The organism is Agrobacterium sp. rho-13.3 (assembly GCF_033957765.2).
GTDB lineage: Bacteria > Pseudomonadota > Alphaproteobacteria > Rhizobiales > Rhizobiaceae > Agrobacterium.
The window spans coordinates 2,864,698-2,889,183 of record NZ_CP192774.1; the positions used below are offsets into that span (position 1 = coordinate 2,864,698).

The 24,486-nt window shown below is 55.5% G+C and carries 21 protein-coding genes; 8 read left to right on the forward strand and 13 right to left on the reverse strand.

Going from position 1 to position 24,486, the window contains the following annotated elements:
• Window positions 1-175: 175 nt before the first annotated feature.
• The gene (gene dnaK / locus RMR16_RS13855) at window positions 176-2,080 is read left to right on the forward strand and encodes a molecular chaperone DnaK (protein ID WP_320200315.1); all 1,905 of its coding nucleotides are present in this window, start codon (window positions 176-178) and stop codon (window positions 2,078-2,080) included.
• Between the two features lie 86 nt (window positions 2,081-2,166).
• Entirely contained in the window at window positions 2,167-3,300 is a 1,134-nt protein-coding gene (gene dnaJ, locus RMR16_RS13860) for a molecular chaperone DnaJ (protein WP_320200314.1), read from the forward strand.
• A gap of 86 nt (window positions 3,301-3,386) precedes the next feature.
• Here the strand turns inward: dnaJ and RMR16_RS13865 are convergent, their stop codons facing one another.
• From RMR16_RS13865 to polA, 11 genes are all read right to left on the reverse strand, one after another.
• Window positions 3,387-3,941 carry a DUF924 family protein gene (locus tag RMR16_RS13865; protein WP_320200313.1) on the reverse strand — a complete coding sequence of 185 codons (555 nt, stop codon included), beginning with the start codon at window positions 3,939-3,941 and terminating at the stop codon, window positions 3,387-3,389.
• 9 nt (window positions 3,942-3,950) lie between these two features.
• On the reverse strand, window positions 3,951-4,163 hold the full coding sequence (locus RMR16_RS13870; protein ID WP_320200312.1) for a SlyX family protein: 213 nt from the start codon (window positions 4,161-4,163) through the stop codon (window positions 3,951-3,953).
• Between the two features lie 109 nt (window positions 4,164-4,272).
• Window positions 4,273-5,778, reverse strand: coding sequence for a tripartite tricarboxylate transporter permease (locus RMR16_RS13875; RefSeq protein ID WP_320200311.1), 1,506 nt, complete (start codon window positions 5,776-5,778; stop codon window positions 4,273-4,275).
• A gap of 8 nt (window positions 5,779-5,786) precedes the next feature.
• A complete protein-coding gene (locus tag RMR16_RS13880; protein WP_320200310.1) occupies window positions 5,787-6,248 on the reverse strand; it encodes a tripartite tricarboxylate transporter TctB family protein in 462 nt (153 codons plus the stop codon).
• Window positions 6,249-6,411: 163 nt separating this feature from the next.
• Window positions 6,412-7,395, reverse strand: a complete 984-nt coding sequence (locus tag RMR16_RS13885) for a tripartite tricarboxylate transporter substrate-binding protein (RefSeq protein WP_320200309.1) — start codon at window positions 7,393-7,395, stop codon at window positions 6,412-6,414.
• Between the two features lie 273 nt (window positions 7,396-7,668).
• On the reverse strand, window positions 7,669-8,040 hold the full coding sequence (locus tag RMR16_RS13890; protein WP_320200308.1) for a tudor domain-containing protein: 372 nt from the start codon (window positions 8,038-8,040) through the stop codon (window positions 7,669-7,671).
• Window positions 8,041-8,239: 199 nt separating this feature from the next.
• Entirely contained in the window at window positions 8,240-9,604 is a 1,365-nt protein-coding gene (locus tag RMR16_RS13895) for a sigma-54-dependent transcriptional regulator (protein ID WP_320200307.1), read from the reverse strand.
• Window positions 9,601-11,424 (reverse strand): sensor histidine kinase, encoded by a 1,824-nt coding sequence (locus RMR16_RS13900; protein WP_320200306.1) that lies wholly within the window; start codon window positions 11,422-11,424, stop codon window positions 9,601-9,603. The genes RMR16_RS13895 and RMR16_RS13900 overlap by 4 nt, the downstream gene beginning before the upstream one ends.
• Window positions 11,425-11,576: 152 nt before the next feature.
• The gene (gene rpmF / locus RMR16_RS13905) at window positions 11,577-11,762 is read right to left on the reverse strand and encodes a 50S ribosomal protein L32 (RefSeq protein ID WP_003507205.1); all 186 of its coding nucleotides are present in this window, start codon (window positions 11,760-11,762) and stop codon (window positions 11,577-11,579) included.
• Window positions 11,763-11,955: 193 nt separating this feature from the next.
• Window positions 11,956-12,678, reverse strand: a complete 723-nt coding sequence (locus RMR16_RS13910) for a DUF1868 domain-containing protein (protein WP_320200305.1) — start codon at window positions 12,676-12,678, stop codon at window positions 11,956-11,958.
• Between the two features lie 73 nt (window positions 12,679-12,751).
• Window positions 12,752-15,742, reverse strand: coding sequence for a DNA polymerase I (gene polA / locus RMR16_RS13915; protein WP_320200386.1), 2,991 nt, complete (start codon window positions 15,740-15,742; stop codon window positions 12,752-12,754).
• A 136-nt stretch (window positions 15,743-15,878) separates the two neighbouring features.
• Between polA and RMR16_RS13920 the strand changes: the two genes are divergently transcribed.
• The 3 genes from RMR16_RS13920 (at window position 15,879) to RMR16_RS13930 (ending at window position 18,544) form a co-directional block, all read left to right on the forward strand.
• Window positions 15,879-16,214, forward strand: a complete 336-nt coding sequence (locus RMR16_RS13920; protein WP_320200304.1) for a hypothetical protein — start codon at window positions 15,879-15,881, stop codon at window positions 16,212-16,214.
• A gap of 329 nt (window positions 16,215-16,543) precedes the next feature.
• On the forward strand, window positions 16,544-16,978 hold the full coding sequence (locus tag RMR16_RS13925) for a MarR family winged helix-turn-helix transcriptional regulator (protein WP_320200303.1): 435 nt from the start codon (window positions 16,544-16,546) through the stop codon (window positions 16,976-16,978).
• A gap of 174 nt (window positions 16,979-17,152) precedes the next feature.
• A complete protein-coding gene (locus RMR16_RS13930) occupies window positions 17,153-18,544 on the forward strand; it encodes a dipeptidase (protein ID WP_320200302.1) in 1,392 nt (463 codons plus the stop codon).
• A 485-nt stretch (window positions 18,545-19,029) separates the two neighbouring features.
• Here RMR16_RS13930 and RMR16_RS13935 read toward each other — a convergent pair whose 3' ends face one another.
• Window positions 19,030-19,239, reverse strand: a complete 210-nt coding sequence (locus tag RMR16_RS13935) for a cold-shock protein (protein WP_103585394.1) — start codon at window positions 19,237-19,239, stop codon at window positions 19,030-19,032.
• A 524-nt stretch (window positions 19,240-19,763) separates the two neighbouring features.
• Between RMR16_RS13935 and RMR16_RS13940 the strand changes: the two genes are divergently transcribed.
• Both RMR16_RS13940 and RMR16_RS13945 read left to right on the forward strand, forming a co-directional pair.
• Entirely contained in the window at window positions 19,764-20,222 is a 459-nt protein-coding gene (locus RMR16_RS13940; RefSeq protein WP_320200301.1) for a YbaK/EbsC family protein, read from the forward strand.
• A 125-nt stretch (window positions 20,223-20,347) separates the two neighbouring features.
• On the forward strand, window positions 20,348-22,666 hold the full coding sequence (locus RMR16_RS13945; RefSeq protein ID WP_320200300.1) for a transglycosylase domain-containing protein: 2,319 nt from the start codon (window positions 20,348-20,350) through the stop codon (window positions 22,664-22,666).
• A 322-nt stretch (window positions 22,667-22,988) separates the two neighbouring features.
• Here the strand turns inward: RMR16_RS13945 and RMR16_RS13950 are convergent, their stop codons facing one another.
• Window positions 22,989-23,561 carry a c-type cytochrome gene (locus RMR16_RS13950; protein WP_320200299.1) on the reverse strand — a complete coding sequence of 191 codons (573 nt, stop codon included), beginning with the start codon at window positions 23,559-23,561 and terminating at the stop codon, window positions 22,989-22,991.
• A gap of 149 nt (window positions 23,562-23,710) precedes the next feature.
• On the opposite strand from RMR16_RS13950, the gene RMR16_RS13955 reads away from it, so the two are divergent.
• Window positions 23,711-24,460: a 3-deoxy-manno-octulosonate cytidylyltransferase gene (locus RMR16_RS13955; RefSeq protein ID WP_320200298.1), complete on the forward strand. Its 750-nt coding sequence runs from the start codon at window positions 23,711-23,713 to the stop codon at window positions 24,458-24,460.
• Window positions 24,461-24,486 lie beyond the last annotated feature (26 nt).

Below are 24,486 nucleotides of genomic sequence, written 5' to 3' on the forward strand. Positions count from 1 at the left end.
GATTTTTGCTGCGGTGGACGCATCTATCTGCCTTGCAGCGGGAAAAATCGCTCCTTATATACGCCCCAGAACAGCGTTGAAGAATGCTGCACAAACATGAAGACCATCCAAGTCAAGGAGTCGTCAGTGGAATGCCTCACGGGGTTCCGACAACTCGCTTCAAGGAGAGAAGAGAATGGCAAAAGTAATCGGCATCGACCTTGGCACGACCAATTCCTGCGTCGCAGTGATGGACGGCAAGGACATTAGAGTTATTGAAAACGCAGAAGGTGCGCGCACGACCCCTTCCATGGTCGCATTCAGCGATGATGGCGAGCGTCTGGTCGGTCAGCCTGCAAAGCGTCAGGCCGTCACCAACCCAACCAACACATTGTTTGCCGTCAAGCGCCTTATCGGTCGCCGTTACGAAGACCCGACTGTCGAAAAGGACAAGGGCCTCGTTCCGTTCGAGATCGTCAAGGGCGACAATGGCGATGCATGGGTACAGGCGCAGGGCAAGGGTTATTCCCCATCGCAAATCTCTGCGATGATCCTTCAGAAGATGAAGGAAACCGCTGAATCCTACCTCGGCGAAAAGGTTGAGAAGGCCGTCATCACGGTTCCTGCCTACTTCAACGATGCCCAGCGTCAGGCCACCAAGGATGCTGGCCGCATCGCTGGTCTGGAAGTTCTGCGCATCATCAACGAGCCAACGGCTGCGGCCTTGGCTTATGGCCTCGACAAGAAGGAAGGCAAGACGATTGCCGTGTACGACTTGGGCGGCGGTACCTTCGATATTTCCGTTCTGGAAATCGGCGATGGCGTTTTCGAAGTGAAGTCTACCAATGGTGATACATTCCTTGGCGGTGAAGACTTCGATATGCGTCTGGTCGAGTACCTGGCCGGTGAATTCAAGAAGGATCAGGGCATCGACCTGAAGGGCGACAAGCTAGCTTTGCAGCGCCTCAAGGAAGCTGCCGAAAAGGCAAAGATCGAACTGTCGTCTTCGCAGCAGACCGAAATCAACCTGCCATTCATCACGGCAGATGCCACCGGTCCTAAGCACCTGACACTGAAGCTGACCCGCGCCAAGTTCGAAAGCCTGGTTGACGATCTCGTTCAGCGTACCGTTGCACCGTGCAAGGCAGCGCTCAAGGATGCTGGTCTGACCGCGGCTGAAATCGAAGAAGTCGTTCTCGTCGGCGGCATGAGCCGCATGCCGAAGGTTCAGGAAATCGTCAAGCAACTGTTCGGCAAAGAGCCGCATAAGGGTGTGAACCCGGATGAAGTTGTTGCCATGGGTGCTGCCATTCAGGCTGGCGTTCTTCAGGGCGACGTCAAGGACGTTCTGCTTCTCGACGTGACGCCTTTGTCGCTCGGCATCGAAACACTGGGTGGCGTCTTCACACGTCTGATCGACCGTAACACGACGATCCCAACTAAGAAGAGCCAGACCTTCTCGACCGCTGAAGACAGCCAGTCTGCTGTGACTATCCGCGTTTCGCAGGGTGAGCGCGAAATGGCTGCCGATAACAAGTCGCTTGGCCAGTTCGACCTCGTTGGCCTGCCACCAGCACCACGCGGCGTTCCGCAGATCGAAGTCACATTCGATATCGACGCCAACGGCATCGTGCAGGTTTCCGCCAAGGACAAGGGAACAGGCAAGGAACAGCAGATCCGCATTCAGGCATCTGGTGGTCTTTCCGACGCCGACATCGACAAGATGGTGAAGGACGCCGAGGCCAATGCCGAAGCCGACAAGAAGCGTCGCGCCGGTGTAGAAGCCAAGAACCAGGCCGAAAGCCTCATCCACTCCACCGAGAAGTCGGTGAAGGAGTATGGTGACAAGGTTTCCGAAACGGACCGCAAGTCCATCGAAGATGCCATTGCAGCGCTGAAAACCTCTGTTGAAGCGTCTGAACCCGATGCGGATGACATTCAGGCCAAGACCCAGACCCTCATGGAAGTGTCCATGAAGCTGGGTCAGGCCATCTACGAAGCCCAGCAGGCTGAAGGCGGCGAAGGTGCTGCTCCAGGCGGCAAGGACGATATCGTTGATGCGGACTATGAAGAAATCAAGGATGACAAGAAGTCCGCATAAGTGCGGCGCTTGAACTCCAATTGATGCTTGACTGAAATCCGGCTGCCTCGTGCAGCCGGAAATCCATTTCCGGGGCTTGTTATTTAATGGCGAAAGCAGACTTTTACGAAACCCTTGGCGTTGGCAAAACTGCCGACGAAAAAGAGCTGAAAAGCGCCTTCCGCAAACTCGCGATGAAGTATCATCCGGACAAGAATCCCGGTGATGCAGAATCTGAAAAGAAGTTCAAGGAAATCAACGAAGCCTACGAAACGTTGAAAGACGCGCAGAAACGTGCGGCCTATGACCGTTTCGGTCACGCAGCCTTCGAACAAGGCGGCATGGGCAACGCGGGCGGCGGCTTTGGCGGCGGCGCGAGCGGTGGTTTCTCCGATATTTTCGAAGATATTTTTGGCGAAATGATGGGTGGTGGACGTGCGCGTCGCTCCAGCGGCGGACGCGAGCGCGGTGCCGACCTTCGCTACAACATGGAAATTTCGCTGGAAGAGGCGTTCAGCGGCAAGACGGCGCAAATCCGTGTGCCAACCTCCATCACCTGCGATGTCTGCACCGGTTCCGGCGCAAAGCCCGGCACGCAGCCGAAAACCTGTGGAACCTGTCAGGGTTCGGGCCGTGTTCGCGCAGCGCAGGGTTTCTTCTCGGTAGAACGCACCTGCCCGACCTGTCACGGTCGCGGCCAGACGATCACCGATCCCTGCACCAAGTGTAATGGTCAGGGCCGGGTGACGGAAGAGCGTTCGCTCTCGGTCAATATCCCAGCCGGTATCGAAGATGGCACACGTATTCGTCTGCAAGGCGAAGGCGAAGCTGGTATGCGGGGCGGTCCTTCGGGCGACCTCTACATCTTCCTCTCCGTGCGGCCACATGAGTTTTTCCAACGCGACGGTGCCGATCTCTACTGCGCTGTGCCGATCTCCATGACCACGGCAGCACTTGGCGGCACATTCGATGTGACGACGCTGGACGGAACGAAATCCCGTGTGACGGTGCCGGAAGGCACGCAGGCTGGCAAGCAGTTTCGTCTGAAAGCCAAGGGAATGCCGGTTTTGCGTTCTGCACAGACGGGTGATCTCTACATCCAGATTCAGATCGAAACGCCGCAGAAGCTGACAAAACGGCAGCGCGAATTGCTGCAAGAGTTCGAGCAGCTTTCCTCGAAGGAAAACAATCCGGAATCCACCGGCTTCTTTGCCCGGATGAAAGAGTTTTTCGACGGCTGATCTTGGTTTACGCACAAAACAAAGGCCGCAGTTTCGATCAAAACTGCGGCCTTTGTTTTTTGAAGAGATTTTCCGTTTCTGGTTATTTATCCAGCAAACCCGCCTTCTTCCAGAAACTCACGTTCCTGTGGCGTCGTGGTACGCAGCAGAATATCGTTGCGATGCGGGAAACGACCGAAGCGCTTGATGATGTCCAGATGCTCTATGGCAAAGGGCAGATAACGTTCGCCCAGCGGTTCACAAAGCTTGCAGCACAGTTCCTGATCTTCCAGTTCTTCCGAATGCATGTAGGGAAGATAGAAGAAAACTCGAAGCTCTGGATCAATTGTCAGATCATGACCGCGCCGGATGGCTTCTTCCGCATAGTGACGCGCAAGCGGGTCTGTTGCGTACATATGCGCCGTTCCGCGAAAGCAGTTTCTCGGGAACTGATCCAGCAACAGCAGCAGTGAAAGACTATCTTCCGCCGTGTCGAGCCACTCTTCAAGCTCACGTCTTGCCGCGGAAAAATGCGCCTCGCGAAAGCGGTCATGAAAGGTCGCATCGAAATGTGCATCTTTTTCGAACCACTTTTCCGGCCCGGCCTGTTTCCAGAACGTTAAAACATCGGCAGCGGATACGAAGAGCAGGGCAACACTCATCGCAGTTCCTCAATAATGGGGCGGCTTGGTGATGGCGGGTGCCTCAAGCGATTGCTCTTCGAGGTTCAAAAATCGGTCTGTGAGCCGGTCCAGCTTCGCGCGGGTCTGCTCCACCACTTTCCACTGCTCGGTCAGTTGGTCGGAAAGCTCTTCGATGGTCTTTGCCTGATGCGCCACTGTTTCTTCCAGAGCGATGATGCGGGCTTCGCTATTGTCTGACACGGGCACCTCCTTGTTTTGTGCTCCTGCTTTGGCAGCTTTGCGCCCGGCAAACAAGACAAAGGCCGGACATGATGCCCAGCCTCTGGAATTTTCGCCTATAATTCAAATATCAATCTTCTTCCTGGAAGACCTCCTCGCGCTTTTTCTTGACGCTTGGCAGGAAGACGACAACCAGAACCAGCAGCGCGATGATGAGCAATGTGGCGCTGATTGGTCGCGTGAAGAAGGTTGTCGCATCACCGCGCGACAGGATCATCGCACGGCGCAAATTTTCTTCCAGCAGAGGACCAAGGACGAAACCGAGCAGAAGAGGTGCCGGTTCGCAGCGCAGCTTGACGAGCGCATATCCGATGAGCCCGAAGAAGGCGACGGCATAGAGATCGTAGACGTTGGAGTTCACGCTGTAGACCCCGATGGCGCAGAAGGCCATAATGATGGGGAACAGCACGTAGTAGGGAATGGTCAGCAGCTTTACCCACAACCCGATCAGCGGCAGGTTGAGAATGACCAGCATCAGATTGCCGATCCACATCGAAGCGATGATGCCCCAGAACAGTGCTGGCTGTTCCGTCGCAACATTCGGACCCGGAACGATACCCTGAATAATCATCGCGCCTATCATCAGCGCCATGACCGGATTGGCCGGAATGCCGAGTGTGAGTAGCGGAATGAACGAGGTCTGCGCACCGGCATTGTTGGCCGATTCTGGACCCGCGACACCGGCAATCGCGCCGTGGCCGAACTCTTCCGGGTTTTTCGAAACACGCTTTTCGACAGTGTAGGATGCGAACGCCGCAAGAATGGCACCACCACCCGGCAGAATGCCCAGTGCCGAGCCGATAGCCGTGCCGCGCAACACGGGGCCAACCATCTTCTTGAAGTCTTCCTTGCTGGGAAGAAGGCCGCTGACCTTGGCCATCAGGACCGAGCGGGTCTTTTCGTTTTCAAGATTACGCAGAATTTCGGCAATACCGAAGACACCGACGGCAACGGCCACGAAGTTCAAACCATCCGCATATTCGCGAATGCCCAGCGTGAAGCGTGGTGTGCCGCTATAGATATCCGTGCCGACCAGCCCAAGCAGCAGGCCGAGAACAACCATGGCCAAAGCTTTGATAATTGAGCCGTGCGCAAGGGCGATCGACGACACGAGGCCGACCACCATCAACGAGAAATATTCGGCAGCACCAAATTGCAGCGCGATTGCTGTCAGCGGAGGCGCAAAGATCGCGACGAGGAAGGTCGAGACTGTGCCAGCAAAGAAAGAGCCGATGGCAGCAACGGAGAGCGCAACGCCGGCCTTGCCCTTGCGCGCCATCTGGTAACCATCGATGGCCGTTACGGCGGATGAGGATTCACCCGGCATGTTGATTAGAATGGCCGTGGTGGAACCACCATATTGCGCGCCGTAATAAATGCCCGCGAGCATGATGAGCGACGATACCGGCTCCAGCTGGAAGGTGATCGGCAACAGCATGGCAATCGTTGCCGTGGCACCAATGCCCGGCAACACGCCAATCAATGTGCCGAGCAGGACGCCGATCAGGCAAAAGAAAAGGTTGTCGATGGACGTGGCCGTAGAAAAACCAAGGGCGAGATTATTGAACAGTTCCATCATGCACCTCAGAAATTGAGCCAGGGGCCGAAGCGCTGGAAGGGAAGGCCAAGACCGTAATCGAACACGGCAACGGAAAATATGGTGATGCCGATGGACAGAATAACGGCCATAAGCGGTTTCATCTTATGCGATGCAAAGGATGCGATCAGTGCGCTTATAAACAGTGCCGGAACGAAGCCGAGGCCGCGCACTGTCATGCCGAAAAAGATCGGTGCGGGCAGAATGAGAAAAATACCGCGCCAGGCGATCGCGCCCAGCGGTTCGCCTTGGACGTTGCCTGCACGCAGAAAGATCAACGTCCCAAGTCCAACGAGCACAATGGACAACACCAACGGGAAATAACCTGGTCCCATGCGAAACGCGGTTCCCAGTTCCAAACCGTAGGATTGCCAAGCGAAGAACACGCCGAGCGCGATGAAAAAGGCGCCACAGATTGCCTCTGTGGCATCGAAAGAAAGTGATTTCATGTCTCAGTCCCCCGCTGACGAATTGGCCCGGTTTCCGGGTGGGTTTTCGAAAGCACTATGCGCTGATCTTGAAGAGTAAAAAGCTGGTTGCTGTCATGATGAGCCAACATCCAAAAAACCGGCGGTACTGAACGTTCCGCCGGTTAAGTGTCTGGCAGCAGGCTTAGTCGGCGTACTGGCCAGCGGATTCGATCACTGGCTTCCAGCGGGCGATTTCGCTTTCGAGCTTGGCTTTCAAAGCCGCAGGCGTACCGTCTGTGACAGGCGACGGCGTTGCGCCGAGTTCAGCAAAACGGGCGGCGACACTTGGGTCTTTCAGGGCGACCTGAAGTGCCTTGGACAAGCGCTCGTTAATATCCGAAGCTGTACCCTTCGGTGTGTAAATGCCGTGCCAGATGGCGATTTCGAAGTTCGGCAGGCCAGCCTCGGCGGCGGTTGGAACGTTCGGCAGAACGTCGAGACGCTTCGGTGTCGTGACCGCATAGGCTTTGACCGTGCCGCCCTGAATCTGCTTTGTCGTGTTGGTCGTCTGGTCGCACATGATATCCACCTGACCGCCGAGAAGATCGGTCATTGCCGGACCCGTGCCCTTATACGGAACGGTGACGAGCGGGGTCTGGATGGCACTCATGAACAACATGCCACACAGATGCGAAGCCGCACCAATGCCGGCATTGGCGACCGTTACCTTATCCTTGTTGGTCTTGGCGTAGTCGATCAGACCTTTGAGATCGGTTGTCTCAAGGTTCTTGCGCGACAGGATCGTCATGGGCACTTCGGTGACAAGGCCGACATAGTCGAATGCATTGACTGTGTCATAGGCCAGCTTGCGATATAGCGTGGCGCTTGTTGCCATGCTGATGTGGTGCAAAAGAACCGTATAGCCATCCGCATCGGCAGCGGCCACGCGGCCTGCGCCCAGAGTGCCACCGGCACCGCCAATGTTTTCGACGATGATTTGCTGGCCGAGGTCTTTCGACATGGATTCGGCAACCAGACGCGCAACCGTATCCGTTGGACCACCGGCAGCAAACGGAACGACCATGGTGATATTGCGCTGCGGGTAGGTCTGCGCAGATGCGGACAGTGCAAACATCGATACAGCAGCAGCAGCCACGGCACCTGTGACGGTCTTGAGAATTTTCATCTTTTCCTCCCGATGAATTATGGCCTCATCGACCGCTTCGCTCCTCTGCGACCAGCCGTGGGTGAGGTCATTTGCAATTGGCATCGGGCGTTGCGCAATGCTTCGCGATGTCGCTTAAGAAGAAAAGCGGCGCTCCTTGCCTGCAATGGGTGGATTTCGAAACATTTAGGACTATCGATGGGTGAAAATCCACCCATTGCAATTCTCATCTCAATGGAAAACCCGTCGCTGAAAGGCGACGGGCTGCATCACACGTGTGTATGGACGTAGACATTACTTCGTGCGGCAACGACCGGTCTTTGTCGTTTCTTTGTCGCCATCGTCATAGGCGATGCCGATTTTCTCACCTGCCAGCGAAGCGATCTTGCCAGAATACCAGTTTCCCGCACCCTTGTAGTTACATTCAACCTTCGTGCCGATCATCCAGTCGTAGGGCCGGACAGCGTTGATTGAAACCGTTTCCTTGTCGCCATCGTCGTAGCGAATGGTGATCTTGCCACCAGCAACTTTGTCGATAACGCCCGGAAACCAGTAACCAGCGCCCTTGTAGTTTCCAAGAACCCAGTCACCTGTTGTCTGCGCGCTAGCAGAAACGGCGCCCAATACAATCATGCCGGTAGCAATCAAAATAGAACCAAACTTCATCAAAACCCGTCTCCCACAACCAGACCTGAATTGGACTGAATAGAGATAGAAATATACAAGGCGAATGAATAGTCGATGAACTGATTTGACTATCTGAAAGAATTTATTGGATGGCTCGTAGAGCAGTTAAGAAAAAACGATAAAACCCATCTAGGGATATTTATTTAAACGTCGACAACAGAAAAATAGTCTCCGATCTCTATGGAAGAGCTTTTAAATCGTCGTCGCCAAACTCATGTTTCGTCAGCGCGTATTTTTGCATTTTTTCGTAAAGCGTCTTGCGGGATATCCCGAGTGTTTCATAAACGGCCTTCAGGTTGCCTTTGTGCAGTGCAATCGCTCTTGCCAGAACGGATTTCTCAAACTCCGCGACTTTGGCCGAGAGGCTTGCGGAATTCTGGGCAGAAGATTGCGGGCCATCGGAAGGGTTTCCATCCAGTCCGAGCACCAGCCGGTCCGCCGCATTTCTCAGTTCCCGCACATTGCCGGGCCACTCCTGCATCTCCAGCGTAGAGACAATATCCGAGGGCACGTCGAGATCGTCTCTGCCGTAACGTGCCGCAGCTTCACGCACCAATTGGAGGAAGAGAAGTGGAATGTCGGCGCGGCGTTGGGCCAGCGAAGGCACGTGCACGGTGGCGACATTCAGCCGGTAGAGCAAATCCTGCCGAAAACGCCCCGCCAGCGCCTCTTGCGCCAAATCAGCCTTGCTGGTCGCGATAAAGCGTACATCAAGCTCCACGGTCTCGTTGGAGCCAAGGCGGGTGATCGTACGCTCCTGCAACACCCGCAGCAGTTTGCCCTGCATGTCGAACGGCATGGAGCCGATTTCGTCCAAAAGAATAGTGCCGCCACGCGCATGTTCGAATTTGCCATAACGCGGTCGCAGCGCACCGGGAAAGGCGCCCGCCTCGTGACCGAACAATTCGCTTTCGATCAAATGTTGCGGCAAGGCCGCGCAGTTGATGGCGACGAAGGGCCGGTCCGCGCGGGCGCTGACATCATGCAGCGCACGGGCGACCACTTCCTTGCCTGCCCCCGTGTCGCCGATAATCAGCGTATCGGCATCCGCAGCACCAATGGCGCGGATACGATAGCGCAAATCAACCATCACCTGCGTGCGTCCCGGCAGGCGGGTTTCCAGATCGTCCCGCTTGCCTGCCACGGCGCGCAGGCGGCGGTTTTCCAGAACGAGGGAGCGGCGGTCTATGGCGCGTTTGATGATGCCCGCGAGATACTGGATGTTGAAAGGCTTTTCGATAAAATCGTAGGCACCGTTGCGCATGGCGCTGACGGCAAGCTGTACGTCGCCATGGCCGGTGACAAGAATGACCGGGATTTCCGCATCCAGCTCCCGCACCTTTTGCAGAAGCGTCATGCCGTCCATGCCGGGCATACGGATATCGCTGACGATAACGCCATCGAAGCTGTAGCCGATCAATTCAAAAACGTGGTCGGCATTTTCGACGGTGATGACCTCCATACCGGCAAGCTCCAGCGCCTGCGCGGTGGAAAGCCGCAAATCCTCTTCATCATCGATCAGCAAAACACGCGATACATTCATTCGGCAGCAATCTCCATCGGCGCTTCCGCGTCCAGTTCTATATCGAAACGTGCGCCACCCTCGTCCAAATTCGTCACGCTCAGGCGTCCGCCGAAATCCTTGACGATGTTGTAGGAGATGGAAAGGCCAAGGCCCAGCCCTTTGCCCACGCCCTTGGTGGAGAAGAACGGGTCGAAAATACGCTCCATGATGGCGGGCGGCACGCCGGGGCCCCGGTCACGGATGGACAGGATGACTTTGCCATCCTCCTGCCATGCGGTGAGATCGATACGGCGATCCTCAAGCCCTTCCACAGCATCGGCAGCGTTGGAAATGATGTTGACCAGCACCTGCTGAAGCCGCACCGGGCCAGCCTTCACATTGAGCGGTACCGGCCCGAAATCGACATGCAATTTCGCATCTGCCGCCTTCAGACGGGCGTTGACGATTTCTAACGTGTCACTCACCACGGCATCCAGTGGTACGGGGCCAATTTTCTCGTTGGGCTTGCGGGCGAAATTTCGCAAATGTTTGCCGATGGCGGCCATGCGGTCGATCAGCGCCGAAATTCGCTTGAGATTGTTGGACGCTTCATCAAGCCTGCCACGATCTATCAGCAAGGACGCGCTTTCCGCATAGTTTTTGGCGGCAGAAAGCGGCTGGTTGAATTCGTGCGACAGCGCCGCTGACATTTGCCCAAGGGCTGCCAACTTGCCTGCCTGGATCAGATCTTTTTGAGTTTTTCGCAGTCGCTTTTCGGTTTGCCTCCGCTCGGCAATCTCGTGCTTGATATCGCGGTTGACGCGGGCAAGATCGGCTGTGCGTTCCTCGACCCGGCGTTCCAGTTCTGCTTGTGCTTCGGCCTGATGGATCAACCGGTCGCGCAATCTCTTGCGCCGTTGCAACATGGCGGCCACGAGTGCGCCAGCAAGGCAAAGGCACAGCACGATGGCAATCATGGTCGTCTTGACCTGCGTGCGGATAGAGCCGGTATCCATCAACACATTGACGGTCCATCCCGCTTCCGGCATCGGCTGGGAGAGGAAAAGATACTCGCGGTCCTGTTCTCCCTCGCGGATGGTCATCAGTTCGTGGGCACCGAATGCGCTGCGCGTCATGGGAAGTTGTGTGAGATTGGCGTTGGCGTAACGGCGGGAGCCTTCGGTGCGGGCAATGCGATCGGATGTCAGCGGCTGGATGGCCGAATAAAGCCATTCTGGCGTCCCCGTCATGAAGATGATGCCTTCGGGATCGTTGACGAAAATCCGGTTTTCGCCGTTGCCGAACGAGGCTTCGATGCCTTCGATATCGACCTTGAAAACGATGACGCCCTTGATCTCTTGATTGAAGAGGATAGGCGAGGCGAAATAATATCCGCGCTTGTGGGAGGTCGTGCCGAGCGCAAAAAACCTTGATTGCAGGCCTTTGGCGGCATCCTGAAAATAGGGGCGATAGCTGAAATTCTGGCCGACGAAGCTGGCCGGGCCGTCATAATTGCTGGCAGCAATCGTCTCGCCATCCAGCGTCATGATGTAGATGTCGGAGGATTTCAGGAGGTCGTTGATTGACTTCAGATAGATATTGGCCCGCTGCCGCAGTATCTGATCTTCCGGGTGGGCGACAAGTTCTTCGATATCATCATGATCGGCCATCAATGCGGGCAGGGGTTCATACCGGTTCAAATGACCGCCAAGCGCCGATACAGCCAGCCGCAAAGTGGTGCCGCCTTGGGCCACGACCTCATCGAAATAGCTTTCGGCAACGAGTTCGCTTCCTCTGGTCAGGGCAACACCGGCCAGACCAAGGCAAACAAGCACGACACCAACCCAGCGATATTTCACTGACCTGAACCCTCCACATGGCGGACCTACACGAAGTCCGTTCTCCCTCGACCAACTTTAAGGGGAGGGATCAGAATTTCCAAGCTTGGATATGAAAACAAAAAAGCCGACCCAAAGGCCGGCTTTTTATAACTTACAGAATACGCAAAAAATTATGCGCTTTCTTTCGGTGTCAGAACCTGACGGCCACGGTACATGCCTGTCTTCAGGTCGATGTGGTGTGGACGGCGAAGTTCGCCGGAGTTCTTGTCTTCAACGTAGGTTGCGGACTTGAGGCCATCAGCCGAACGACGCATGCCGCGCTTGGATGGGCTTGTTTTTCTCTTAGGTACTGCCATTTGTGTAACTCCACTGATGCGGCGAAACACGGGAACCAGCCAGGACCAAGGCTAAATATCACATGTTTCTATATCTGAATTTTGGCGCGCTTATACATGCCTCCCAAGGCTTTGACCAGCCCCGGCGCAGATTTTTTCAATAATGTCCGAATCGCGAAGAACGGTTTTGCGCCAAAGCTTTTGACACTGAGTATCAGATTGGATCGAAAACGATCAATTCCTCAAAATGCTTCATATCGCTGAATTCACAGAATGCTGGCGGGCGCATCTCAATAATGGGAGCGGCAGACCGCAGCTCGTCAAGGCATCGGTCCAGGGCCCTTTGCCAAAGCGGCAGGCAGGCGGGGTCGAACCAGCGGATGATATAAGCGAAGGTAATGTGAAACTCGTAGGTTTCATGATCGGGGTGGCGATATCCGAAAGCCTCCGCAAAGGCGTTGCGCCATTCGGCAACGATCCGGTCATCTTCCGCTGTCACACCCTTCATGACGAGGCCGTTTGGCGTGACGCCCGTGACCTCCATCGAAAATGAAGGAAGCTTCGGGAAGTTTTGCAGCCTTTCCCGATAAAATGTTGTCATCTGATCGATGGATGCATCCTGCGGCATTTCTTTTGGCCAGTAGGGCCATGTGCGACGGCGTTCTATGATGCCCTGAAACACCGTCATATGCAGGCTGGAGACGGGGGTGAACGCCAGATGAGCGCTGGCCTCCGGCATGTCCAAAAGCTGCTGACGGGCTTTAATGATCGCAGACTGTGTCGTCGAACCTTCTACCAAGTGGCAGACAACGGTGTTGCCTAGCTCGTGCAGAAACTCCCCATCCGCATTCAAGCGCGTTCCAAGATGGCGTGGAGGCGCGTTTTTGCCGACGCTTGAAAAGAGTGAAAGTCGCTGTGAAACGAACGGTGTGTGCATGGGGTGAGGCTCCGGAAAATAATGAGCCTTCACCTACGCCGTGCAAGCGACACTTCGATGACGAAACAAGGCGTCAGTGCGCCTCGTCCCAATTGGCGGCGGCGCGGGCATCCACTTTCAGCGGCACTTTCATGTCGATGGCGGGCATGGCCGCATTTTCCATGATGGACACCACGACCGGCAGCGTCTTTTCGATCTCTGCCTCCTCGACTTCGAAGATCAATTCGTCATGCACCTGCAACAGCATGCGTGCCGAAAGCTTAGCCTGTTCCAGCGCCGGTTCGATGCGGATCATGGCGCGGCGAATGACATCGGCGGCAGAACCCTGAATGGGCGCGTTGATTGCGGCGCGCTCATTAAAGGCCCGGACCGATGGATTGGATGACTTGATCTCCGGGTAATGTACACGCCGACCGAAAATCGTTTCGACGTAACCGTTTTCACGCGCAAACGCCTTGGTGCTTTCCATGTAGTCGCGAATGCCGGGAAAGCGCTCGAAATATTTCTTGATGTAGTCGCCGGCTTCCGAACGTCCGATGCTGAGCTGGTTGGCAAGGCCGAAGGCGGAAATGCCGTAGATAATGCCGAAGTTGATGGCCTTGGCGCGGCGGCGCACCTCAGAGGTCATGCCTTCAACGGGAACGCCGAACATCTCGGATGCCGTCATGGCGTGAATATCGATGCCGTTTTCGAAGGCGTTTCTCAATTGCGGAATATCGGCCACATGCGCCAAAACACGAAGTTCGATCTGGCTGTAATCGGCAGACAAAAGCTTGTGGCCGGGGGTGGAGATGAAGGCCGTGCGGATTTTGCGGCCTTCTGCTGTACGCACCGGAATGTTCTGCAAATTCGGTTCCGATGACGATAGACGGCCTGTGGTCGTCGATGCCATGGAGTAGGAGGTGTGAACCCGCTTCGTTTCCGGGTGAACGTAGCCGGGCAGCGCGTCGGTATAGGTGGATTTGAGTTTGGTCAGCTGTCGCCAATCCACGATCTTGCGCGGCAGTTCAGCGCCTTCCGCTGCAAGGTCTTCCAGCACCTGCGCCGAGGTAGACCATTGGCCGGTTTTAGTTTTGGAGCCGCCAGGCAGACCCATTCTGCCGAACAGAATATCGCCAAGCTGTTTGGGTGAGCCAACGTTGAATTTTTCGCCTGCCAGCTCGTAAATCTCGTCTTCGAAGGCCGCGGCCTTCTGCGCAAGTTCACCGGACAGGCGAGACAGGATTTGCCGGTCGACGGTAATACCGCGTTCTTCCATGCGCGCCAGAACCGGCACAAGCGGACGTTCCAAACGTTCATAAACGGTTGTCAAACGGTCAGCCACGAGGCGCGGTTTTAGCACCATCCACAGGCGCAATGTGACGTCTGCGTCTTCAGCGGCATAGGCCGTTGCCTTGTCGATATCGACGAAATCAAACGTCACGCCGGATTTGCCGGAGCCTGCCACATCCTTGTAAGCAATCGGCGTGTGGCCCAGCCAGCGCTCGGACAAAGCATCCATGCCGTGCAAGCCCTTGCCCGCTTCCAGCACGTAAGACATCAGCATCGTGTCGTCAAAGCTCTGCGTAACGATGCCGAGGCGTTTCATCAGCAGATAATCATATTTCAGGTTTTGCGCGACCTTGAGGATTGACGGGTCTTCCAGCAGCACCTTCAATCGGTCCAGCGCATCACTTGACGCAATCTGGTCGGGTGCAAGCTTGATGCCATCGCTGAACAGATCGCCACCGGAGCCGGTCTTGTGGGCTATAGGCACGTATGCGGCGCGAATATCCGTGCCGCTGGCATCCTTACTGTTATCGGCAACCGCCAGCGAAAAACCGACCAGTTCCGCCTGCATAGGATCGAGCGATGTGGTTTCCGTATCGAACGCGACGACACCTGTTTCGCGCGCCAGCGCGATCCAGCGATCCAGCTCTTCCACCGTGCGGATGGTTTCATAGGCGGTGATATCGATCTTGGCGGCAGAGAAGATCGTGGCGCGAGAAGAGGAAAGCTCGTCTGGGGTGCTGCCATCAACATTGGCAGCTTTCGCCGAAATCTTGGCTGGCGCACCATCATCAGAGGAAGCATCTTTATCGCCAACAGGCTCTGCCACGCCATCCAGATCAGGCCCATGCGCCTCGTTGCCACGTTCCACCGGAACATGGGCGGCATCGATGACCGCAGCATCTGCGCCTGTTGCTTCGGCCACCCGCCGCGTCAGCGTGGTGAATTCCATCGCCTTCAGGAAGGCGATCAGCTTGGGGCCGTCCTGCGGCTCCAGCGTCAGCGCATCCAGCGCAAGCTCCAGCGGCACATCGGTGCGAAGCGCCACTAGCTGCCGTGAAAGGCGCGCCAGTTCGGCGTTTGCAATGATGTTTTCGCGCCGCTTTTGCTGTTTGATTTCGCCAGCGCGTTCCAGCAACGTATCGAGATCGCCATATTCTTCCAGCAATTGCGCAGCCGTCTTCGGGCCGATGCCCGGAATGCCGGGTACGTTATCGGTCGAATCGCCAGTCATGGCTTGCAGGTCGATCATCTTTTCAGGGCCAACGCCCCATTTTTCAATGACGTCTGGAACCCCGATCTGCTTGTCCTTCATCGCGTCGTACATATGCACATTGGCGGTGACCAGCTGCATCAAATCCTTATCGGACGAGATGATCGTCACATCCGCGCCAATCGCCTCGGCCTGACGGGCGTAAGTCGCGATAATATCATCCGCCTCAAAGCCTTCGGTTTCGATGCAGGGCAGGTTGAAGGCGCGTGTGGCGTGGCGGATCAGGCCAAATTGCGGCACCAGATCTTCCGGTGGTGCAGAGCGGTTGGCCTTGTAAAGATCGTAAAGCTCATTGCGGAAGGTCTTCGAAGAATAATCGAAAATCACCGCAAAATGTGTTGGCGTCACGCCCACATCCGTGTTGCGCGCATCCTTCAACAGCTTCCACAACATGTTGCAGAAACCGGACACCGCATTAACGGGTAGCCCATCTGATTTGCGGTTGAGCGCAGGAATGGCATGGAACGCCCGGAAAATGAACCCGGAGCCGTCTACGAGGAAGAGGTGATCGCCTTTTTTCATGGGAAGCATGGATAGCGCGCCACGGCGCAAAGGTCTATCGTTGCAATGAAATGCCCTACAACATTCTTTGATGACGTCGGGAGGTCAAATGAACAGTAGATCGATGGCGGTGGCTTATGTGGAGTCTGCCATACTCATGCTGATCACGGGCATAGCGTCGTGGTTCTTTGGCGATACGAGCGCGGTGATTTTTCAGAAAATCTTGGTCGCGCCGATTTTCCTTCTCGCCTCAAAGGGTCTTCGAACCTATTTTCCAGGACATCTCGATGATACCCGCGGCCTGGCAACCCAAGCGGAGTTTGAGGTTCTGAACGCCGCTTTGCTTGCTGCATTCATCACCATTGTCGTAACGACAGGTGAAGCCAGCTTAGAGCGGGTATTGCTGGATTTTGTCGGCGTGACGGTGGTGATATCGGCGGCGAATATATTGATTTTCTGGTATAGGCAGAAGACGCGCCGCCAAGTGGATTAAACCTCACCATAACGTTACAAATTTGTAATCCTGCCTTCCCTTGAAAAGCCGTATTTGCAGCCTCATTTCTTAGAGGACGGCGACTGATCACGCCGTGTCTGATTGCAGGCTCGTCCCCCGCCGCATCAGACCGGACAAAGGCCTATCCCCCTCTCCGGGCCTTTGTCCTTCAATACAACCGCCATGGCCGTCCCCTCCCGGCCATGGCGGTTTTTTTATGCTTCATTTAACTGTGCGCGCCACATGCTTCGCGAAAGCCTGAATATCTATATAGCATAATATGCAAATCGTGGCGTATCACGCCACCGCGCCGTCAGGACTTGAATGAGATGCGTTTTTCGCGGAACGATTCAGCGACCTATCTTGCCGCACAACTGGCAAAGAGTTTTTCAAAAGCGCTGTACAAGCGCGCGGCAGCACTCGGCTTTTCGCCGGGGCAATTCCCGATATTGCTGGAACTTTGGCATGAGGAGGGGCTTACGCAACGGCAATTGCTGGATCGTGTGGATGTGGAACAGGCAACGCTTGCCAACACCCTGTCCCGCATGGAGCGCGATGGCCTGATTGAACGCAAGCCGCACCCTAGAGACAGGCGCGCCCAGATCATCGAATTGACGGAGCGTGGCCGCGAACTGGAATTGCAGGCGATTGCCGCCTCAAAAGCCACGGATGATGCCATGCTGGCCGGTTTGCTGAAATTCGAGCGACAATTGCTGCTGGAATATATGGGTCGTGCTATCGAATTATCCAAAACAGAGAAATGATTTTTCCGGCTCGAAACCGAGTCCCCTTTGCTCTATTCTCCGCCGATCTTAGAGCATTACAGTGCATTCTCATGGACGCACTGTAATGCTCTAACCTCTGAATCTACGCATCGTGCTTTCCGAAAATCCTAGCCGGATTTTCGGGCCGATGCTCTGGCATGACAGGATCGCGTAATGACCGACATTTCCCCCGTTCTTTCCACGGTAGACGATAATCTCGATGCCAGCCTTGAAAGGCTGTTCGAACTCGTCCGCATCAAATCCATCTCCACGGACCCGGCCTATAAGGCGGAATGCCGCAAGGCCGCAGACTGGCTGACGCGTGACCTAACCGGCCTCGGCTTTACGGCCTCGGTGCGCGATACGGCTGGCCACCCGATGGTCGTTGCGCACCACGATGGCGCAACCCCCGATGCGCCGCATGTGCTGTTTTACGGCCACTATGATGTGCAGCCCGTCGATCCCATCGAATTGTGGGAAAACGATCCTTTCGATCCTTCTATCAAGGACATTGGCGAAGGTAGGCAGGTTATTACCGGCCGTGGCACGGCAGATGATAAGGGTCAGTTGATGACCTTCGTTGAGGCATGCCGTGCTTACAAGCAGGTGCATGGATCGCTGCCGTTGCGGATCACCATTCTGTTCGAGGGTGAAGAAGAGTCCGGCTCACCATCGCTCAAGCCTTTCCTCGACGCCAATGCGGATGAGTTGAAGGCCGATTACGCGCTGGTGTGCGACACCGGCATGTGGGACCGTGAAACACCCGCGATTGCCGCCGCACTGCGCGGCCTCGTCGGAGAAGAAGTCGTCATCACTGCGGCTGACCGCGATCTTCATTCCGGTCTGTTCGGTGGTGCTGCTGCCAACCCCATCCATATCCTCACCAACATTCTCGCCGGTCTGCATGACGAAACAGGTCGCGTGACGCTGAACGGTTTCTATAACGGCGTGGAAGAAACGCCTTCCAACATCAAGGCGTCTTGGGACAACCTCGGTCGCTCCGCAGAATCGTTTCTAGGCGAAGTTGGCCTTTCGATTCCCGCTGGCGAAAAAGGTCGCTCGGTTCTGGAGCTGACCTGGGCGCGGCCAACGGCGGAAGTCAACGGCATCATCGGCGGTTATACCGGAGAAGGCTTCAAGACGGTGATTGCCGCAAAGGCATCCGCAAAAATCTCCTTCCGTCTCGTCGGCAACCAAGATCCTGCTGCAATCCGCGAAAGCTTCCGCGCTTACATCACCTCGAAAATCCCGGCCGATTGCTCTGTGGAGTTTCATGAGCATGGCGGCTCGCCAGCCATCCAGCTGTCCTACGATTCCCCTGCGTTGACGAAAGCCAAGAGCGCATTGTCGGACGAATGGGCAAAGCCCGCCGTCGTCATTGGCATGGGCGGCTCCATCCCCATCGTTGGTGATTTCCAAAAAATGCTGGATATGGATTCGCTGATGATCGGTTTTGGACTGACAGACGACCGCATCCATTCGCCGAATGAGAAGTACGACCTGCAATCCTTCCACAAGGGCATTCGTTCCTGGGTGCGGATTTTGTCGGCTCTGGCGGTTAAGTAACAGCACCAAGATAACAAAAACGCCGCTGGATATGTTCAGCGGCGTTTTTGTTTACCCAATGGGCTAAAAATCAAAAAGGCCGGGCAAGCCCGACCTTTCCTACCGTTTTTGCGTCAGTGCCAGTACATCCGTGGTCAAAGTGCATAAAACGGTTTGGTGTCTCAGCACGGCGCCAACAAAAGTTGCTGTCGCTCGCGTCTTCCAGCACATGATTGCTCTGCTTTGGTTAATCTTTGGTTAACACACAAGAAGCAACCAAGTGGTTCAAATCACCTTGCGGGGAGATCGCTGAAACACTCATGAACCCTATATCGGTGCGGATAACGGCATTTACAAGACCGTGGGTTTATTTTTTAGGGATGGCAAATAAGAGCGGCATCAAGCAAACGTCTAAATTCATAAAAGAACCGTCAATAAAAAAGGCCGGAAAAACCGGCCTTTCTCAATCAAATCAGGCCGGCCAAATCGCCAACCGAGAACGCCACTTAGGCAGCAATGATGCTGTCAGCAGACATTTTGCCAGAACGGCGGTCCTGAACGAGTTCATAGGTGATCTTCTGACCATCCTTGAGGCCGTTCAAGCCAGCGCGCTCAACAGCGGAGATGTGCACGAATACGTCCTGTGCGCCATCATCAGGCTGAATGAAGCCGTAGCCCTTGGTTGCGTTGAACCATTTTACTGTACCAGTCGCCATAACGATGTTCCTTCCGTTGGCAAATTACGTTTGCACTGAAAATCAGCGCGGTGTTCTCGAATTTGAAGGAAAGATCGTCGTTTACGTCTAAAAGACGCTGAAGCTCTGGTCGTCAAACAAATATCGATGCGGAACACCTAAGATGACAGAGCCGATAAGTCAAGTTTCTTTCGCGCGCGAAAACAAAAAGCGACGCTGAATTCGTTCAATCTTCCGCTCCAAAACGTGGCTTTGCGCTATGATTTTCAGCGCTGGAATATGGGCCGTTGCCGGAAGGCTAAAATGCAAAAACCCGGCGCGGGAGGAGGTGCGCCGGGTTCTTGAAACTGACTGACAACTGGGAGGAGGAGTGTTGTCAGTCCAATCGGGCGACGCTGGGAGGAGGAGTGCGCCGCTTCGATGGTTTGAAAATACAACAATTACCCAGAATAAAAAGACAAGAGATTGCAGCGCAGCATTGCATTATATGCATAGCTTACACCAGAATACTTGCTCCCTGCGGCGACAACGCCTAAAGATTGCGCATGAGCATCGATTCAGTCCGAGAATTTTTCGCTAAAAACGCTCCAGAGGTCACGGTTTTGGTGACAGAAGGCAGTTCTGCCACCGTCGCGCTTGCGGCTGAGGCGCACAATGTCGACCCTGATCAGATTGCCAAGACGATCTGTCTCAAGGCTGGTGACACCATACTTCTAGTCGTCACCGCAGGTACGAAGCGGCTGGACAACCGAAAATTCCGAGACCGCTTCAGTGCCAAACCGCGCATGCTGGGCGCGGAGGATGTTGTGGAGGCGACGAGCCACCCCGTCGGCGGCGTTTGTCCTTTTGGTCTGCCATCCGCATTGCCGATCTATTGCGATATTTCGCTGAAAAACTATGCCGAGGTTGTTCCTGCTGCCGGTGCCACCAATGCGGCGGTGCGTATTACGCCAGACCACATGGCTGCGCTGACGGGTGCGGAATGGGTGGACGTCTGCCAGTGACGGCATCGTGATGTTTTTGACCCCTTAACTCCACCTTAAATCGCCGCATTTAAGCTGCATCGGCATGAAACGACGATCACGAGGCCGTCGATAACGCCGCCAAATCATGGAGCGATTTCCCGCAGATGGCAGGTAATGGCAAGTCACGCCAGCGAGTAGAACCTTCTTTCGGGGATTTTCACGAATCCGGTGATGACCTGCGCCTTGATGAAAGCGACCGGATCAATGGCACCAAGGGCGGGGCCAAAAAGCCTAGAGCCTCTGATCCTTTGAGACCGCAAAAACGTGAACGGTCCAGAAATGCCAAATCGAAACGTGCGCCTCCTCGTTCCAGCGGCGGCATTACGGGCTTTATCCGCTCCTGTGTTTATTGGGGCATCGTGCTTGGCATATGGGGCGGCATCGGCGTTGCTGGCGTTGTGCTTTATTATGGTTCGCGCATGCCCAGCGCCAGCACATGGTCGATACCGGAGCGCCCACCCAATCTGAAAATCGTGGCCGTTGACGGCACCGTGCTCGCCAATCGCGGCACGACAGGTGGCGAAGCGCTGGCGCTGGAAGATATGTCGCCCTATCTGCCGCAAGCGGTTATGGCGATCGAAGACCGGCGCTTTTATTCGCATTTTGGCGTCGACCCGCTCGGTCTTGCCCGCGCCATCGTCACCAACATTGTCAGCGGACGCACCGTGCAAGGTGGCTCGACACTGACACAGCAGCTGGCCAAGAACCTGTTCCTGTCTCAAGACCGCACAATCGAGCGCAAAATTCAGGAAGTGCTGCTCGCTTTCTGGCTGGAACAAAAATACACCAAAGACCAGATTATGGCGATGTATCTGAACCGCGTCTATTTCGGTTCGAACGCTTACGGCGTGGAAGCGGCCTCGCGCCGCTACTTCAACAAATCGGCCCGTGACGTCAATCTGGGTGAAGCGGCCATGTTGGCCGGGTTGCTCAAGGCGCCTTCACGCCTGTCGCCAGCACGCGATCCTCAGGCAGCGGAAGAGCGGGCGCAGGTTGTTCTTCACTCCATGCAGGATGTTGGCTTCATCACCGAAAGCGAAATCACCACCGCCATGTCTCAGCCGCCGACCAAGGCAAAGCGCTTCTGGTCCGGTGCCGAACATTATGCCGCAGACATGGTGCTTGACGAGGTCCGCATGTTGGTGGGCGATGTGAAGCAGGATTTGGTGGTGGATACAACCATCGATCTCGACCTGGAAAAAGAAGCCGAAAAAGCGCTATCGGGCCTGCTGAAAGGCGAGGGCAAAAAGCTTGGCGCTTCGCAGGCCGCACTCGCCTCCATCGATGGAACAGGCGCCATCCGCGCTATCGTCGGTGGTGCGGATTACTCGGAGAGCCAGTTCAACCGTGCAGCCAAAGCAAAACGCCAGCCGGGTTCTGCCTTCAAGCCTTTTGTGTATATTGCAGCATTGGAAAGCGGTTTGACGCCGAATACCGTGCGCAACGACGCTCCGGTTAAAATCGGCAAATGGATGCCGGAAAATTACGACCAGAAATACCGTGGCGAAGTGACGCTTGCGACAGCGCTGGCCAATTCGCTCAACACCATCGCCGCGCAATTGGTAATGGAAGTCGGGCCGGATCGCGTGGCGCAAGTGGCGCATCGCATGGGCATCGAATCGGATTTGCAGGCCAATGCATCGATTGCGCTCGGCACCTCGGAAGTCTCTCTGCTGGAATTGACGGCATCCTATGCGCCGATGATGAATGGCGGCTTCAAGGCCACGCCTCATATCGTAAAGCGAATCACGGACCCGGATGGAAAGGTTCTTTACGAGAACAAATACGATAACCCGCCGCGGGTGCTGAGCGAAGGCATCGCTGCGACCATGAACGCCATGTTGGCTGGTGTCATCAATGAAGGCACGGGCAAGGCGGCGAAGCTGAAGGGCTGGCAGGCGGCAGGAAAATCCGGCACCACCCAGTCGTTCCGGGATGCTTTGTTCGTCGGCTACACAAATAGTCTGACAACCGGTGTCTGGTTCGGCAATGACGATGGCACATCGATGAAAAAGGTCACCGGTGGTGGCCTTCCAGCGAAAGCCTGGAAAGAATTCATGACAGCCGCGCATTCCGGCCTCTCGCCGTCGCCACTGTTCGGTTTAGGCGGCTATGGCGCACCGGAGATCGGCCAGCCGATGGCAAACGCGCCCGCTGCCCCGCCGCAGAGCATTGGCGATATCATCTCGAACGCTTTGGGCAGCCGTGCCGCCCCGATGCCGCAGGACTACCCGGCAGCACCGATAAATCGAGATCAAACTGCGTCGACGGGTGCATATCCACCTAATGACATCCCAACTCAGCAGTATCCGCAACCCCAAAATGGTGGTCCGGTTCCACCCGCAGATATCGGCGGAGGTGCGCCACAAAGGCAGGGTGCGCCGAAGCAGACCACCTTGTTTGATATTTTGATGGGGAATTGAGGCGGCGCAAGATTTTGATGCGCTACGATTCTAGAGCATTTCCAGAAAAAGTGCGAAGCGGTTTTGCGTCCGGATAATGCGTTAAAACAAATAGATAGAGCGTTTTCGCGTTTCTCAGAAAGGCGGATGCGCTCTATCTGCAAAAATTGGATCGAAACCTCTCCTCCGTCATCCTCGGGCTCGTCCCGAGGATCGAATCACGTCCCCAAAACTGTGACGTAGCAGATGCTCGAGACAAGCCCGAGCATGACGATGGTGGGTGTGGGCGATTTTCTCCACAAACAAAAAAGCCCGGTCTAAACCGGACTTTTTTAAAATTTCATCAGTTAATCGGCACAGGTGCCGCATTCGGGTCTGGCAACGGTGCCGGATTGGCCGACAGTGTGCGCAGATACGCGATCAGGTCGGCACGCTCGGTTTCTTTTTTGATACCTGCAAAGCCCATCGCAGTGCCTGCAACGTGCTTCTTGGGCGCTTCGATGAAGTAGCTGAGGTGGTCGTAGTCCCACTTCTCGGCTCCGCCTTTCGAGAAATCCTTCATGCCAGCCGAATAGCTGAAGCCTGCGTGGCTGGCGATGGGGCGGTTGACGACGTCGAAGAGATTGGGGCCGACTTTATTGGGGCCGCCGCTCTCCCCGGTGTGACAGCTGGCACATTTCTTAAAGACAGTTTCGCCCTTGGCGGCATCGGCACTGGCCAGAAGCTTGGCGATTGGTGTTGCAACGGCAGCGGCTTCGCCTGTCCCCTCGGCAGACGCAGTCTCTGCAACAATGGCGAAGCCTTCCTTTTCCGGCGCTGGTGCGTGGAAAATACCTTCCGACGCTATCGATACCGACATAAGGACGAACACCGTGCCCAAAAGGGCACCGACCGCCATGTTAATACGTGAATTCATTGATCTGCGCTCCCTCACAACCGTTCTCAACAAACGGACATCTTGAAATTGCTCGAAAGCTATGGCTTTTGCACAGCCTGCGCAACTTGAATATGCTCCCCGCACCGTGACCTATTGCCACTTTTCAGGCGGGATTTGAAGGGTGTTGAATGAATAATCGGTATTTCGAAAAGGCTGTCGTGCTTATTCCGGCACGAATGGCGTCTACACGTCTCCCCGGTAAGCCGCTTGCAGACATTGCTGGCTACCCGATGATTGTGCAAGTTGCAATGCGCGCACGGGAAGCCGGTGCTGAACGTATCGTCGTTGCGGTCGATGATGAACGGGTTTTCGAGGCGGTCAAAAATGCCGGCTTTGATGTGACCATGACGCGTCAGGATCACCAGTCCGGTTCCGACCGCATCTATGAAGCGCTGCAAAAAGCCGACCCTTATGGCAACGCCGAATATATCATCAACGTGCAGGGCGATCTGCCGACCATCGAGCCGGAAACGATTCGTGCTTCGCTCCGCCCGATGGACAATGCCGCCGTCGATATCGCCACGCTGACGGTCGAGATCACCGACGAGGAAGAAAAGACCAACCCAAGCGTGGTCAAAATCGTCGGCAGTCCGATATCTGACACAAGACTTCGGGCGCTTTATTTCACCCGCGCCACAGCCCCTTATGGCCAAGGCCCGCTTTATCATCACATCGGACTATATACCTATCGCCGCGCGGCACTGGAAAAATTCGTAACGCTCAAGCCCTCCGTGCTGGAACAGCGCGAAAGTCTGGAGCAGTTGCGCGCACTGGAAGCAGGTATGCGGATCGATGCAGAGATCGTGAATTCGGTGCCGCTCGGTGTCGATACGCAGGCGCAGCTTGACCGCGCGCGTGAACTCCTCGCACACAAATAGAATTAACTGGCAGAATTGATTGGCGA